Raw genomic sequence first — 13182 nt, forward strand, 5'->3', positions numbered from 1 at the left:
ATCATGCTGGCCTAAAGATGCAAAACCTGCGGTCACGGTATCTCTCATTAATCAGTCCCTGCTTGTTGATTACATCTACCAGCTTTTGCACGTTCTGCATGCTAGAACTGTCCGGTGGACGAAACTCATTTTGAGTACCTCTCGCCCAGCCGTTACGAGCACATCAACCAGCTGGGCAAGTACTCCTTCGAGAGCCCGGCCCAGGTAGGCCCGCAGCACCGCGACTGGCGGGCTTGAGCCCGCCAGTCTGCAGCATGTGCGGCATTAAGCGCTGGCGCGCACGTTCCATTCGGAGATAACGCGGTAAAAAAGCACGACCAAGGTTTCGTAGACAACCTGCGGAACCTGAGGATCTAGCAGCAGCCCGGTCATGATAGCCGACCAGGGCAACCGAGAGCGATTTGCGCGGTCGACGACCGCGGCCACTAGTTTTTGTGCTTCCGGGCCCGGTCGCTCGTCTTGCCGGAAGAGGGCAATGACGCGCTGGAATGATTCAAACAGCCGATCTGAAGGAATCTGTTTCCGAAAGTCATCCAGGGCCCGAAACGTCCGCTCTCTGACGATTTCACGCGGGGTTTTCAGCACATACTCTTGCAGCAGGGCTGGACGAACCTCGTCCGGCGCATAGGTTTCCGGTTCAGTGGCCGGCGACTCGACGTAGATTTCGGATACCGGCCGGCAGATGAGGGGTTTGGGGCCATCGGCAATGAACATAATCATCCGGGCTTCGCCTTTCGGGTCGGCGAGGATTTTGACGACCTGGGTTCTTTCGTAAGTAGTCATGGCAAGCGGGAAAGCAAACTCTACGGATAAATGGCCTTGGTTAAAAGTTTGGTACAAATGTTACATGGTTGGGTTCGCCCATTCCATTGTCAGCAGTGTGTCCAGATCAAACTGCCACGCATCGGTCAGGGCCTCTTCAGAGAAATCAAATTCTCCTTGCAGATTGATGTGCTGCCAGCTCACCGGTGACATGCCCGCAATGGCCTCCGCTACCGCTTGGCGCTCCCCAGAGGGCCGTTGGAAGAGTGCGTGCGTGAGGTACAGGCAGTTCCAGCATACAATCGCGTTCTGCACCAGCCGTTTGCAGGTATCCGCTACCTGCTGTTCTTCCTTGCCGGCGTAGCGCAGCTGCCCATTTTGGCCGTAGAACACCGCGCGGGCGAAGTGATGCGTGCTTTCGAGCTTGTCGAGTTGGTCGTCGATGCGCTTGCGCAGGTCTTGGTCGTCCATGTAGCGCAGCAGAAACTCGGTGCGTACCGCGCGGCCCAGCTCCCGCAGCGCGAGGTAGAGCGGATGGTGCTGCGCGTAGGAATTGAGACGCTTGAGCACGGTAGATGCCGTCACCACCTTCAGCTTCAGGCTGACGACCAGGCGCAGGATCGTTTCCCACTGGGACTCAATCAGCTCCCGGTCCAGTGGCTTGCCCAGCCGCAGGGCGTAAGCCGCTACGTCCGGCACGTCCATCCCGGCGAAGGCGTAGAGCTGCTGGTCCTGGAAAGATTGCAGCCGGGGGGCGTAGGCGATGCCCAGCAGAGCCGTCAGGGCAAAGTTGACCTCCGTAAACCCGTGCGTGTCGGTGCTGTGAATAGTGGACTCGACCACGTCGTTGTGCAGCAGCCCGTCGAGCAGGTAGGGAGCCTCGCGCTCGGCGGCCGTGAAGGTGGTCGAATAAAAGAGACGGTGCCGGTCATCCAGGAAGCCGTACGACACCAACCCCTTGCCCTGCCCGAAGTATTTATAGGAGTAGGTGGCGTGAATAGAATCCACAGCCACATGATACTTCTGCCCGTCCGAGGAGGTGTGTGTGTGCCCGGGGGCGCGTTGAAACAGGCGGCCGACGGGCAATTTGCCCGTCAGGGCGACAATGGCGTCGTTGGCCCGGCGCAGGTTGTCGAGCGAGAAATACCAGTTGACCGTGTTTTCCAGCGTGGCCTGAGCCACGTGCCGGGCGGCGTGGGCCATGCGCGTCAGGCCCAGGTTGCAGCCGTAGGCCATCACGCCGGCGAAGAACACCTGGTCGGCGGGGCGGGGCGGTTGGTGGCGCGGGTTCCAGTGGCGCAATTGATCGGTGAAATGGCCGTGCTGGTTCACCGTGTGCAGCACATGGTGCAGCGAGACCTGTCCCGCCTCTGGAAATAGGGGCCGGGCCACCGGGGTGGTGTCAGCGGGTAGCCGCGCTGGGGTCAGGAAGCGGGGTCGGCCATCCGCCCGGCGGCGTACAGCCGGATTGGCTCCGGTCTGCAGCCGCTCGAAGGTCTGGGTAAAGGCCCCAGCCAGCTTCGCTTGCAAGGCATCCAGCCACACGCCTGGCTCGCGTAACTCCGACACGTTGGCCTGCGCCAGCAACGTCTCCCGCTGGCTTGTCCAGGTGGCGGCCGCCAGCAGGTACGAGTCGAAGGGACGGTAGCTCAACGAGTGGGCCAGATTCAGCTTGCCGGCCTTCAGCTGGTCGGCGACGTGGCCAGCCAGTAAGGCTTTGTAGAGCGACACCGACCCATCGGCCTGCGCCAGGGCCGCCCGCTCGGCCGGTTTCAGGAACGCGACGGAAGGCTGTTGGCCGACCTGCCCGCCGCGTTCCCGGTACTGGGCCAGCGCCTGGGCAAGCGCATTGTCGGCCATGCCCTCATAGGGCACCTGGCGCAGGATTTCTCCCAAGCGCTGCTGCAAGGCCCGCGAGCGCTCCGCCACGACTTGGTAATAGACGCCATTGGGTCCTCCGCCATTGCCCTGGCGTAGCTGCTGCGCCGTCTGCCGCACATGGGCGAAGGCGGCGACCGCCGGCGTGTGCAGCCAGTCCAGCAAGCGGGCGACCTTTTCGTCGTTGGTGTGGGCAAACGAAAACGCGACCTGTTCCAGTTGCTGGAGCGCGGTGGCGTGGTGCAGCACGCCATCGAGCACTTGGCGCAGCTGGCCAGCCGAGTCCTGCTGCTGCCGGTAGACCCGCTCTTGCGTGTCGCGTTGCGCGGCATTGCGGTGGGTCTGAACGGCCTGCAACAAGGTGTCCGTCAGCAAGTCACTCACTTGGTAGTACTGCTGCACCAGAAAGCAGAGCAGCAACAAGTATTTCTTGTCGGGTTGCTGTTGCACCTGGAAGACCTGGGCCCGCTCCACGTAGCGGGCATAGTAGCGCACCACCTCTTCGGACAACTCCAACGCCTGGACCACCGGCTGCAGTTGCTGAAACAGGCGGTGCAGCAGGGCGAAGTCCCGCACATTAGCCCGAATGGCGGAGGGGCGCATCAGTTCCAGACTGCGCTTGAGGGTCGTGAGCCGATACGGCCGGTGCGCATGGGCCGGCCCCGCCTCGTCCCCTTCCGGCAACAGCAAGCCGTCCAGCTGCTGACGCAGGGCCGGAGTAAGCAACTCGGTCAGGTGGTCGCCGAGGCGCTGCTCAACCGTCCGGAAGGCTTCCGTGACCAGGCCGGCCAGCATGGCGTAGGTCGGAATTTCCCACCGATGCCCGAGCAGCAAGTCCACCAAGGAGCGAAAAACGGCTACCGGGTTCATCTGCTGCCGTGCCAAGTGAAGTGCCTGCTGTTGCACCTGGGCCTGCACCTCGTCGAACGGGGCTACCCCGAAGTGATGCAGCACCAGCGGCCGGTGCCGGAAGCTGGCCACCCGCTCGTAGCGCTCCCAGACGAGCTGGCCCAGTTCATACCGGTGCTGTACGTAGGCGCGGTCCGCTGCCACGAACCGCTCGACGGAAAAGAAGCGGCCGCTGGCTTTGAAGTAGCCTAGCTGCAAGATAAAGCCTCCGCGTATGTGGGCGGCGGTCATGGTGCGTAGCAGCGGCTCGGCCCACTCCGGCAGGGAGAAGAAGAACGCGCGTTGCGCGGCGGTAAACTTCGGGGGCGAATCAAATTCGCGGCGCTGAGCCGCATCGAGCAGCGAGAGATGGCGGGCCATGATAGTGGCAGGCGGAGGTAGCACGAAAACGTCCCTTTTCCGGTACCGCCCACCCCGGCCCGAAATCGGCACCCCGGTACAGAAAAAACCGGTACCCGAAACTGGTTTCCGCAATCAAGGTACCATAAATTTGTTTTTTGCTTGTTTCCGGTACCATTTACCCCTCTTTTGATGAAACTCGGCTACGCCCGCGTCAGCACCAGCGAACAAGTCCTGGACCTGCAACTCGATGCCCTGCGCCAAGCCGGCTGCGAGCACCTGTTCACCGATACCGTCTCGGGCATGCAGGCCCACAAGCCCAGTTGGGAGCAGTTGCTGGCCTACGCCCGCTCCGGCGACACCATTGTCATCTGGCGGCTGGACCGGCTGGGTCGTTCGACCAAGCACCTGATTGAGGTGGTCGAGGACCTGAGCCGCCGCCAGCTGCACCTGATTTCGCTGCAGGACCCCATCGACACGACCTCGCCCGGTGGCCAGTTGGTGTTCCAGATATTTTGCGCCCTGGCCGAGCACGAGCGCAACGTGCTCGTGCAGCGCACCCACGCCGGACTGCAAGCCGCTCGCGCCCGCGGCCGGCAGGGCGGCCGGCCCCCGGGCCTGGCCCCGCGCTACCAGAAAATTGCGCCCGCCGTCAAGGAGCTCTACGAAGCGGGTCAGCAATCGACCCGCCAACTGATGGCCTACTTTCAGATTGGCTCCCGCCGCACCCTCTACAAAATCCTGCGCTTCGCCGGCTGTCAGATTAGCGAAACGCCCACTGTACCTACTAGCCGGTAGATACAGTGGGCATTTCATTAATTCCTAGTCCAGTTATCGAGACAGTGCCTAAAAGCTTATCCTACCAAATGCGTCTTTCCCGCCTTGTTTATTACTTGCGACTCCTGTTACTGGGAGGAGCGTGTTGGCGTACGCTTCAGCCAGTTGCTGCGCAACAGGCCCGTCCCAAACCAGCGGTAATTGCCTCCGCCCCACCTCTCGCCCAGCGCCCAACGCACTTTCCCGACACTTTTCGTGCCCAGCCACTAGAGGAGACGTACTGGACCCGTCGGCAAGTGGATAGTATCCAGGCGGCCTTGGGATCTACCCGCTGGGAAAGGCAGCAGCGGCTGGGGGACTCGACGGCGCGGTACCGGGTCTTCTATGGCGACGGCGCGGACGACGAGCGCACGTTCCGCCTCTTCTACCGCCCCCTAGCTACCCCCGCCCGGTGGGTCGAGTTTGATTTAAACCCCTGGCTAAAAGAAAACGACCACTACTTGGCCTACATGCACGTCTACGTTGTGAACCTCAACCAGCGCGAACCCGAAGAAATCATGGTGAAGACGGGCGGTAGCACCGGCGTGCAGGGCTACCGCACGGACGTCGACCAAACGCTTTTGTTATCCTCGACAGCCCGCCGTGCCTGCTCTGGCAGAGCGTTGACGGGCGGAGCGAGTTGATACCGCCCATCACGTCCGATGAACAGGGCGAAATGTTGGGCGGCAACTTGGCCGAGCATAGCCGAACCGTGGCCATGCGCAAAGGCTTGGTGTATGTGTCGAGTGTACACAGATTGGACAAGTTTGAAGAACCCGACCCGCAACTGACTCCCATTACGCCAGGCTACTACCAATATCAGAAGGGTCGTTTTCGGCGCGTAACGCCCCCAAAAGATGCGTCCCATCCAAAGCCAAAGCCATAATTGAGACCGCACGACACACCTTGCGGGCTTAATCTTGTTACCTAAACACAGGGCATCAGCACGACTCAGCTATTGTATACAACATGGCACTAGTCGGCAAATGCGACTTTTGGACCAAACTTTTAACCAAGGCCGCCAATGCGCGGCAAAGGCCGGGAGAACCAGCATACCAAGACGGTAGAGGATGAGCAACAGGGTCGGAAAGGCAACCCCTGGAGTCCGTCGGCAGTGGCTTGCGTGCTATTCGTAGCTGTTCAAAAGTGCGGCGGCGCATCCTACTCCCACATGAAGGGGTAGGTACTACCGGGTGAACGACCAACGCAGCTCTTTCGTGCCGTTGCGCCTGGAAAGAGACGATAATAATCGGGGCAATACGTTTTTACACCTGCTGAGAGCTGCAATCGGCGGCTTTTTCAACTGCCGGCTGACATTAGCGCTGGCGGCGGTAGGGTCGAAAATGATTCACCACCACGATGGGTTGCCGGTCGCCTACGCCGCCGTGGGCCCGGTAAAATGCCGCCAGGGCAGCTTCCAGGCCGGAACGATCCTGCAAGGCCAGGTCGGCCAGCAGGTCCTGGCGGCGTAACGGGGCTTCCAGGGTACTCATCCGGCACCGGTCGATGCCGAAGGGGTGCTCGATGAACACGCTGGTACCGTCCTGGGCCTGGAATTCGTGCCGGTAGCGCCAAGCCCGTTCGAAGGCGGGGCGGCTGGCGCGGGTTTCTTCCCGCAGGGGCGAAAAGCCGAGGCTCTGCAAATACACGTCGGTCATGGCACGAGCTATTCGGTTAGAGCGTAGGCGAGCGGTTGAAGCACCCAATCAACTTGGCGCAGCAGCACCCGCAGCTCGGCTTCGGAGGCCAGGCGGCCCTGAAAGCTGTAGAGCAGTTGGCCGTTGACGCTTTCCAGCAGGGCCAGCTCGCCGTCTTCGTAAAGCACGATGGTTTCCTGCCCGCAGGCGCTGGGCCGGCTGTAGCGGAGTTGGCGAGGGGGTGAGCTGTAGGCCGTGAAGCCCATGGTGGCCAGTAGTTGAGCGTCGGGTTGGTAAAGCGGGAGCATGACGGGAATGAGCTTGGCGGACAGGCGTGGTGGCGGCAGCCGGCAGCAACTGCCGGCACCGGTGGCGTGAGGCGACGGCCCCGCTACTGCGTTGCGGGGTCGACGTACCGTTTGATCTGCTTTTTCTGGTCGCGGGTCCGACCTTTTTCGGTGCGTACCTGGTCGCGGGCCAGCTTTTGCCGCGCTTCGTCTTCGCGGGCGGCCAGCTGCTGGTCCTTGAGCTGCCGTTTTTGCGTCTGCAGATCGTGGCGCTGCTGCTTCACGGCAGCGGCGGTTTCGTCGGCCGTGCCGCGGCTGCTGGCCGCCTGGTTGCGCTGGGTGGCCAACACTTGCTCGGCATCGTGGGTGCGCTGCTGCTGCACCCGCAGGCGGGCCTGCGCCGAATCAGCGGCCGTTTGGGCCTGGGTAGGGAGGGCCAGCAAGCTGCACAAGCTCAGGAGCACGAAGGAGAGGAAGGTTTTCATGGGGCAAGGGTGGAATGACGTGGAAAGGAAAAGAAGTCAGCGGCCGTGGATGCGGCTAGTCGTTGCCGTGGCGGCCGGGGCCGGCCCAGGCGGTGTTTTCAGCGGCAGCCGGGGCGTGGTGGGCGTCGTGTTCGAACAGCACGCAGGCGAACAGGTGCATGCCGCGCGACTCGCTGCGGTTGTCGGAGTCCTGGAAGTGAATGCCTTCGCCGATGTGGTATTGCACATGGGCAATGCGGTAGCCCTGCGCCAGGTAAGGCGCCAGGGCTTCGTCGAACTGGTACGACTTCCAGTCCAGCCCTTTGTCCTGGCTGACAAAGCGCAGGGGTTGTTGAAACGTCACGAGCAGTTGCGTTAACGAGTGAACGGCAGGTTGGGCAAGGTTCATGGCAATGAAGGAAGGTGCAGGGCCCGGTTTCGACACCAGTAACCGCCGCGGTGAACATGCGCGCCAGGTAGCAGCTTTCGGCGGAGGAGGTTCCCCGCTACCGCTGGCAAATTGTGCTGGGAGTAAGCCGCTCATTGCCGTGGTCCACGTATACAGGAGCATCTGTCGCCTGACTCCTTACGGCCATGAAAACCAGAACTTTTGAAACCAAGCAGGGCATTCGATGCAGCTCCGATATCGAGCTGCGGGCGTTGCTGGCCTATGCCCACTCGAAAGGCGTACCCGTGGCCATTGCGACCGAAGAAGCCCTGGAACGACCCGAGCCCATAACGGCCACGATGCTGGTGTGGGAGCACGACGACTACCCCGTAGGGCGTTACACCCGAGATATGTCGCTGCACGCGCTGCCAGGGCGTCCCGAAGGCGGCATGGAGTTGACCACCCCCGAATTCCTGAGCTGCTGCGACCAGTACCTGGAGGCGCAAACGCCCCCTCACCGGTAGTCTCGCCGGAACAGTATTTCTACAGCAGTAGATACCCGGATAATCCTACTAAAGGGAGGGCCGCAACGGTGCCGAAAAAGAGCGGTGTGGCGAAGGCGTCAGGTAGTTACCAAGGCGGAACCAAGTGGAGCCTACCGACCTCCAGAGCCGGCACCGCTGAACCGGCAGGCAACAGCTCATTGCCCGCTGGCTGGCCGCTCTGCCACAATTCCAGCGTGCCAACGACCGAAGCGGCAATGTTGCCCAGCGCCTCACGGGTCAGGAAGCCCTGGTGGCCGGTAATCAGCACGTTGGGTAGCGCCAGCAACCGGGCTAGCAAGTCGTCTGCCAGCGGCTGTTGGGAGTGGTCGTAGAAGAATAACCCTTTCTCGTACTCGTACACGTCGAGGCCCAGGTAGCCCAGCTGCCCGGTTTCCAGGGCGGCCAGCGCGGCCTCGGTGTCGAGCAGCGCGCCTCGGCTGGTGTTGATGAGCATCGCGCCCCGCTTCATCCGGGCCAGTTGCGCGGCGCCGAGCAGGTGGCGGGTAGCGGGCGTGAGCGGTGCGTGAACGGTAATGACGTCGGCCAGCGCGCAGAGCTCGTCCAGCGGCACGTACGTCAGGCCGTAGCGCTGGGTCAGCGCCTCGTCCTCGACCACATCGGTACCCAGCAGGCGGCAGCCGAAGCCGTGCAGCAGGCTGGCCACGGTGCCGCAGCCAATAATGCCCACGGTTTTGCCGTGCAACTCAAAGCCCACCAGCGCGTCGAGGCGGAAGTCGGAGCGGTGCACCTGCGCGTCGGCCCGCCGCAGCTGCCGGCTCAGGGCCAGCATCAGCGCCACGGCGTGCTCGGCAATGGCGAAGGGAGAGTACTTCGGCACGTTGGCCACGCGCAGTCCCAGGCGGTGGGCGGCGGGCAGGTCTACCTGGTCGACGCCGGCGGCCCGCACCACCACGTAGCTCACGCCCAGCTCCGCCAGCTGCGTCAGGACGGGAGCCGAAGCGTCGTCGTTCACGAAGAGGGCTACGGCACGGCTGCCCCGGGCCTGCGCGGCCGTGGTCACGCTCAGCGCCTCGGCCACGAAGCGCAGCTCGTGCTTGCCCTGCGCCGCCGCGAGCAGGTAGGGGCGCTCAAAGGCGTGGGCACTGAAGACGGTGATGTTCATCGGGAGGGACAGCAAAAGTGAAGGCAGACCGGGCCGCCAACCGGCGCCCAAGTGCTTAAGCGGCAACCCGTGTAAAGGTCGGCCCCCCGCTCTGCCGGCGGCATGACCTGCATCATGCCGCCGGCAGACCTTGCGCATGGCGCTCCGGACCGGGCCGGCAGAACTTGCCGAAGCGCCTCACTTTCGGCTTCATCGTTGCTATGGCTTCCTCCCTGCTTATTCTCACGGACTTCCTGCAAGCGTCTCATGGCGCCCTCCGCTACGCCGTTACCCTGGCGCAGGCACTCAGCGTCCGCCTGGTGTTGCTGCACGTGCGCCGCGACTCGCTGCTGGACCCGGCGCTGTTCACCAGCCAGGCGTCGAGCCTGAACGAGGAGGTTGCGGCCGTCGCGCTTAACCGGCTGGCTGGTAACCTGCTGGTGCCGGTCGCGACCGAAGTAGCGCACGGCCGGGTGGACTTTGCCGTGGCCGAGGCCATCAGCCGACACCACCCCACCCTGGTTGTGCTAGGTCGCTCCGATGCGGCCAGTACGCCCGACGAGCTGGTGGAGGCCACGGCCCTCGACATCCTGCGCACGGTGCCGTACCCGCTGCTGGCCGTGCCGCGCGCGGTGCACGCCACGCACCCACCGCGCCGCATCTGGCTGGCGGCCGACGGGGAGGAATTTTCGCTGGGGCAACATGCCGGGGCCGTACGGCACTTGCTTAGCTGCCTGGACGCCGAGCTGACGGTACTGCACATTACGCACCAGCAGCGGGCCGAGGCCTGCACCGCGCAGGCCCTGGACTCGGTGCAGCGCACCGGCCTCACCGCTGATCTGGCCCAGCCGGTGCGCACCTGTACCGTCGTGGCCGAAGAAGCGGCCCCCGCCATTTTGCAAGCGGCTCACCCTGGCAAAGCTGATTTGCTGGTGCTCATCGTCCGGCCGCGGAGTTTTCTGAGCCGTTTTTTTCACCACAGCGTCACAGCCCAGGTGCTGCTGCACAGTGACGTGCCCGTCCTGCTGCTGCCAGCCGCAGAATAAGCCGCTGCCCGACTAAAAAGCGGTCTTCACCGTGCTCGTTTTTAGACAGTTGACCCTGGCGCTGGCTATCTACTGAGGTTGGCCAAGCCCCTGCCGGGGGGTGAAACGCGGACGTTTGCCCTGCACCTAATGATCCTCGTGTGTGCCGGCAGGCAACGCGTCCGCGCCCAGCCGCTGACGGCGGCCTGACGCGGGCAACGGGCAGGGGCTGGCGGCGGCCTGGCGTTACCAGCGGCTCCGGCGCAGCGTTTCCGGCTTGAGCACGCGGAGGACGTTCGGGGTCAGCTCAATGAGCCCGTCCTGCTTGAATTCGTTCAGGGTCCGGCTCATCGACTCCGGCGTGGTGCCCACCATGGCGGCCATGTCTTCGCGGGTGAACTGCATGCCCTCGGGCTCCTGCTCGTGCAGCCGCAGCAGCACATCGGCCACGCGCCGCCGGATGGAACTGTAGGCAATGGACAGCAGCAAGGAAGCCTGCGTGCTGACGCGGCCGGCCAGCAGCCGGGCAAACTGCTGGGCCACGGCACTGTCGCGTAGCAGGAGCTGCGCGAAGTCTTCCCGGGGAATGTAGAGCAGCTCCGCGTCGTCGACCACCACGGCCGAGTCGCCGTACGGGGTGTTTTCGAGCAGCGGCAGGTAGCCGAAGAACTCGCCCGGGCCGTACAGCCCCACCATCAGCTCTTTGCCGGCTTCGGTTGTTTTGATGGCTTTGACGCGGCCCGACTGCACGAAGTACAGCCGCGTGGCTTCGTCGCCCTCCTGGTACACGTCCTGCTTGCGGCGCACCAGGTGCACTTTGCGGTCCACCGACAGACTGGCCAGGTTGCCGGCCACGCGGGCGTCGTGCAGGAAAGCGTGCAGGCCGTCGGCGGTGGGCTCGTAGTCGGGCTTCAGGTGCTGGAAGCGGCTGAGGCGGCCGCTGATAGCACTCAGCAGCTCGGCTTTTACGAAGGGCTTGGTCAGGTAGTCGTCGGCGCCCAGTTCCATGCCCTTGCGCTGCTCGCCCCGCTCGGTTTTGGCCGTCAGGAAGATAAACGGCACGCCCGAGAGCTGGGGATTCTGGTTGAAGATCTGGAGCACGCCGTAGCCGTCGAGCACCGGCATCATAATGTCGCACACCACCAGGTCGGGGCGGGTGTGCAGCGCCTGCTTCACGCCCGCGTCGCCGTTGTCGGCGGTCAGCACGGCGTAGCCCGCCATAGCCAGCAGCTCGGCGGTGTTTTCCCGAATGCCCTGGTCGTCTTCAATCAGCAGAATGGTTTGCATGGTGGGGGCTAGGCGGAAATGAGGGGCACCTGAATGGTGACGGTGGTACCCTGGTCCAGTACGCTGCGCAGCTCGATGGTGCCACCCATCAGCGCCAGATAGCGCGCCACGATGTAGAGGCCCAGGCCGGTACCGGGCACCGTGGTGACGTTGCGGGCCCGGAAAAACTGCTGAAACAGGTGCTTCTGGTCGTCCGCCGCAATACCCACGCCCTGGTCCTCCACCCGGAGCAGCAGGTGCTGATCCTGGCACCAGGCGCGTACCGTCACCACGGTATCTTCCGCCGAGTACTTGAGGGCGTTGGAGAGCAGATTGACGATGATTTTGCGCAGCAGCGAGGCATCCAGCCGCATCGGTACCGGGCAGTCTACCTGCCAGTCGATCAGCTGGCCGGCTTTGAACTGGCTGTGCAGATCGGCCACCGTTTCGGGCAACAAGGCGGTCAGGTCACTATCCACCGGGCGGGCTTCGATGGCGCCTTCCTGCAGGCGACCCACCGATAGGAACTCCTCCAGGATGTCGTTCAGGTGCTGCACCGAGGCGCGGATGCGCTGCACGTGCTTGAGGCGCTGCGCCTGGTGCTGGCCCTCCGGGTAGTCCTCGATCAGGTCGGCCGAGGATAGCACGGCCGTGAGCGGGGTGCGAAACTCGTGCGAGGCCATGCTCACGAAGCGCGACTTCAGCTCCCCCAGCTCCTGCTCGGCCGCCAGGGCCTGGGCCAGCTCGTCGCCCCGCCGTTCGAGCTGGTCCAGGGTAATCAGCAGGGCGTTGGTGCGGTCTATTACTTTTTGCTCCAGCTCGGCGTTGAGCCGGCTCACGTGCCGTTGTTCGGTCCGTAGCTCCTGGTCCGCGGCGTGTTTGGCCGTCAAATCCAGCAGGTAAACCACCACGAACAGCTCCTCGTCGAGGTAAAAGTAGCTCAGGCTGACTTCCACCGGAAACGCCGAACCGTTGTGGCGCCGGCCCGGCAAGGTGCCGGACGGGGCCACGCTGCGCCTGGGCGGGTGCTCCTCGAACGCCGCCCGGGCCTGCTCCAGCAACTGGCCCGCGGCGTCGGGCAGCAGCACGCGGAGGGGTTGCCCGAGCAGCTCGGTGGGCGCGTAACCGAACAGCTGCTCGGCCTGGGCATTGACGGACACCATGCGGCCGGGCTGGTCGCACACCACGATGCCCAGCGCGGCGTTGGCAAAAACGGCCTCGAAGCGTCGGACGCTGTGGGCCAGCTCCCGTTCCGACTGCTGCAGGCGGTTGCGCGCGGTGAGGTACACCAGAAACAGGGGCTGCCCCGCCACCTCGAAGTAGGTCATGCGCAGGTAGCCCTGCAGCGGCTCCCCCGTGTGCCGGCGGATGTTGGCTTCTACTTCCTGGTGGCCTTCACGCCGGGCCCGGTCGCAGAGCTTCTGCCACTGCGCCCGGGTCCAGGGCGGGGTGCGCAGCGAGTGGTTGGGGTCGGCCAGAAACGCCGCTTCCGAGGGGTAAGCCAGTAGCTGTACCCCGGCCGGATTGACGTGCGTGAACCAGCCCACGACCGGGTCGTACACGCCCACCAGCTCAGCCGAATGAGAATAGAGCAGGTTGGCCAGGACGGCGGAATGCGAAGCCGGTAACATAAGCGGGAGCGAAAAGGCCGACGTCGATGGAGACGGGCGGCCGGGGTGGACAGGGCAGACGTGATGAGCATCACGGCGGCGCGTTGATGCCCGTCATACGTCGGAGGGAGCAGTAACGGTATGTTTACACTTC

14 protein-coding genes are annotated in these 13182 nt (G+C 63.8%); 5 read left to right on the forward strand and 9 right to left on the reverse strand.

All coding sequences use genetic code 11. The annotated features are described in order from the left end of the window. Positions 1-114: 114 nt before the first annotated feature. On the forward strand, positions 115-237 hold the full coding sequence (locus FDY95_RS27020; RefSeq protein ID WP_262710223.1) for a hypothetical protein: 123 nt from the start codon (positions 115-117) through the stop codon (positions 235-237). A 27-nt stretch (positions 238-264) separates the two neighbouring features. Here the strand turns inward: FDY95_RS27020 and FDY95_RS22765 are convergent, their stop codons facing one another. After that, a complete protein-coding gene (locus tag FDY95_RS22765) occupies positions 265-783 on the reverse strand; it encodes a hypothetical protein (RefSeq protein WP_138081399.1) in 519 nt (172 codons plus the stop codon). Positions 784-843: 60 nt separating this feature from the next. Then, positions 844-3909, reverse strand: coding sequence for a Tn3 family transposase (locus FDY95_RS22770; RefSeq protein ID WP_138081402.1), 3066 nt, complete (start codon positions 3907-3909; stop codon positions 844-846). 171 nt (positions 3910-4080) lie between these two features. On the opposite strand from FDY95_RS22770, the gene FDY95_RS22775 reads away from it, so the two are divergent. Next, the gene (locus FDY95_RS22775; RefSeq protein ID WP_138081405.1) at positions 4081-4686 is read left to right on the forward strand and encodes a recombinase family protein; all 606 of its coding nucleotides are present in this window, start codon (positions 4081-4083) and stop codon (positions 4684-4686) included. A gap of 296 nt (positions 4687-4982) precedes the next feature. Continuing rightward, the gene (locus FDY95_RS22780) at positions 4983-5348 is read left to right on the forward strand and encodes a hypothetical protein (protein ID WP_138081408.1); all 366 of its coding nucleotides are present in this window, start codon (positions 4983-4985) and stop codon (positions 5346-5348) included. 672 nt (positions 5349-6020) lie between these two features. On the opposite strand, the gene FDY95_RS22785 is transcribed toward FDY95_RS22780, so the two are convergent. The 4 genes from FDY95_RS22785 to FDY95_RS22800 form a co-directional block, all read right to left on the reverse strand. Then, on the reverse strand, positions 6021-6362 hold the full coding sequence (locus FDY95_RS22785; protein WP_138081411.1) for a hypothetical protein: 342 nt from the start codon (positions 6360-6362) through the stop codon (positions 6021-6023). An 8-nt stretch (positions 6363-6370) separates the two neighbouring features. Next, the gene (locus FDY95_RS22790; protein ID WP_138081414.1) at positions 6371-6649 is read right to left on the reverse strand and encodes a hypothetical protein; all 279 of its coding nucleotides are present in this window, start codon (positions 6647-6649) and stop codon (positions 6371-6373) included. A gap of 83 nt (positions 6650-6732) precedes the next feature. Continuing rightward, complete coding sequence (locus tag FDY95_RS22795; RefSeq protein ID WP_138081417.1) at positions 6733-7113, reverse strand: hypothetical protein; 381 nt, start codon at positions 7111-7113, stop codon at positions 6733-6735. 55 nt (positions 7114-7168) lie between these two features. Continuing rightward, complete coding sequence (locus FDY95_RS22800) at positions 7169-7456, reverse strand: hypothetical protein (RefSeq protein WP_138081420.1); 288 nt, start codon at positions 7454-7456, stop codon at positions 7169-7171. A 230-nt stretch (positions 7457-7686) separates the two neighbouring features. Here FDY95_RS22800 and FDY95_RS22805 point away from each other — a divergent pair, with 230 nt between their 5' ends. Further along, positions 7687-8004 carry a hypothetical protein gene (locus FDY95_RS22805; RefSeq protein WP_138081423.1) on the forward strand — a complete coding sequence of 106 codons (318 nt, stop codon included), beginning with the start codon at positions 7687-7689 and terminating at the stop codon, positions 8002-8004. Between the two features lie 106 nt (positions 8005-8110). Here FDY95_RS22805 and FDY95_RS22810 read toward each other — a convergent pair whose 3' ends face one another. After that, positions 8111-9148 (reverse strand): 2-hydroxyacid dehydrogenase, encoded by a 1038-nt coding sequence (locus tag FDY95_RS22810; RefSeq protein ID WP_138081426.1) that lies wholly within the window; start codon positions 9146-9148, stop codon positions 8111-8113. A gap of 200 nt (positions 9149-9348) precedes the next feature. On the opposite strand from FDY95_RS22810, the gene FDY95_RS22815 reads away from it, so the two are divergent. Further along, positions 9349-10173 (forward strand): universal stress protein, encoded by an 825-nt coding sequence (locus FDY95_RS22815; RefSeq protein ID WP_138081429.1) that lies wholly within the window; start codon positions 9349-9351, stop codon positions 10171-10173. Positions 10174-10398: 225 nt separating this feature from the next. On the opposite strand, the gene FDY95_RS22820 is transcribed toward FDY95_RS22815, so the two are convergent. Continuing rightward, complete coding sequence (locus tag FDY95_RS22820) at positions 10399-11439, reverse strand: response regulator (RefSeq protein WP_138081432.1); 1041 nt, start codon at positions 11437-11439, stop codon at positions 10399-10401. Between the two features lie 8 nt (positions 11440-11447). Next, positions 11448-13049 (reverse strand): sensor histidine kinase, encoded by a 1602-nt coding sequence (locus FDY95_RS22825; protein WP_138081435.1) that lies wholly within the window; start codon positions 13047-13049, stop codon positions 11448-11450. Positions 13050-13182: the final 133 nt, after the last annotated feature.

The sequence above is a fragment of the Hymenobacter jeollabukensis genome, from assembly GCF_005771675.1.
In the GTDB taxonomy this organism is placed as follows: Bacteria; Bacteroidota; Bacteroidia; order Cytophagales; family Hymenobacteraceae; genus Solirubrum; species Solirubrum jeollabukense.

Coding starts and splice junctions, on each gene's coding strand:
- FDY95_RS22765 (WP_138081399.1), bottom strand. CDS start 783: ATGACTACTTACGAAAGAACCCAGGTCGTCAAAATCCTCGCCGACCCG.
- FDY95_RS22770 (WP_138081402.1), bottom strand. CDS start 3,909: ATGGCCCGCCATCTCTCGCTGCTCGATGCGGCTCAGCGCCGCGAATTT.
- FDY95_RS22775 (WP_138081405.1), top strand. CDS start 4,081: ATGAAACTCGGCTACGCCCGCGTCAGCACCAGCGAACAAGTCCTGGAC.
- FDY95_RS22785 (WP_138081411.1), bottom strand. CDS start 6,362: ATGACCGACGTGTATTTGCAGAGCCTCGGCTTTTCGCCCCTGCGGGAA.
- FDY95_RS22790 (WP_138081414.1), bottom strand. CDS start 6,649: ATGCTCCCGCTTTACCAACCCGACGCTCAACTACTGGCCACCATGGGC.
- FDY95_RS22795 (WP_138081417.1), bottom strand. CDS start 7,113: ATGAAAACCTTCCTCTCCTTCGTGCTCCTGAGCTTGTGCAGCTTGCTG.
- FDY95_RS22805 (WP_138081423.1), top strand. CDS start 7,687: ATGAAAACCAGAACTTTTGAAACCAAGCAGGGCATTCGATGCAGCTCC.
- FDY95_RS22810 (WP_138081426.1), bottom strand. CDS start 9,148: ATGAACATCACCGTCTTCAGTGCCCACGCCTTTGAGCGCCCCTACCTG.
- FDY95_RS22815 (WP_138081429.1), top strand. CDS start 9,349: ATGGCTTCCTCCCTGCTTATTCTCACGGACTTCCTGCAAGCGTCTCAT.
- FDY95_RS22820 (WP_138081432.1), bottom strand. CDS start 11,439: ATGCAAACCATTCTGCTGATTGAAGACGACCAGGGCATTCGGGAAAAC.
- FDY95_RS22825 (WP_138081435.1), bottom strand. CDS start 13,049: ATGTTACCGGCTTCGCATTCCGCCGTCCTGGCCAACCTGCTCTATTCT.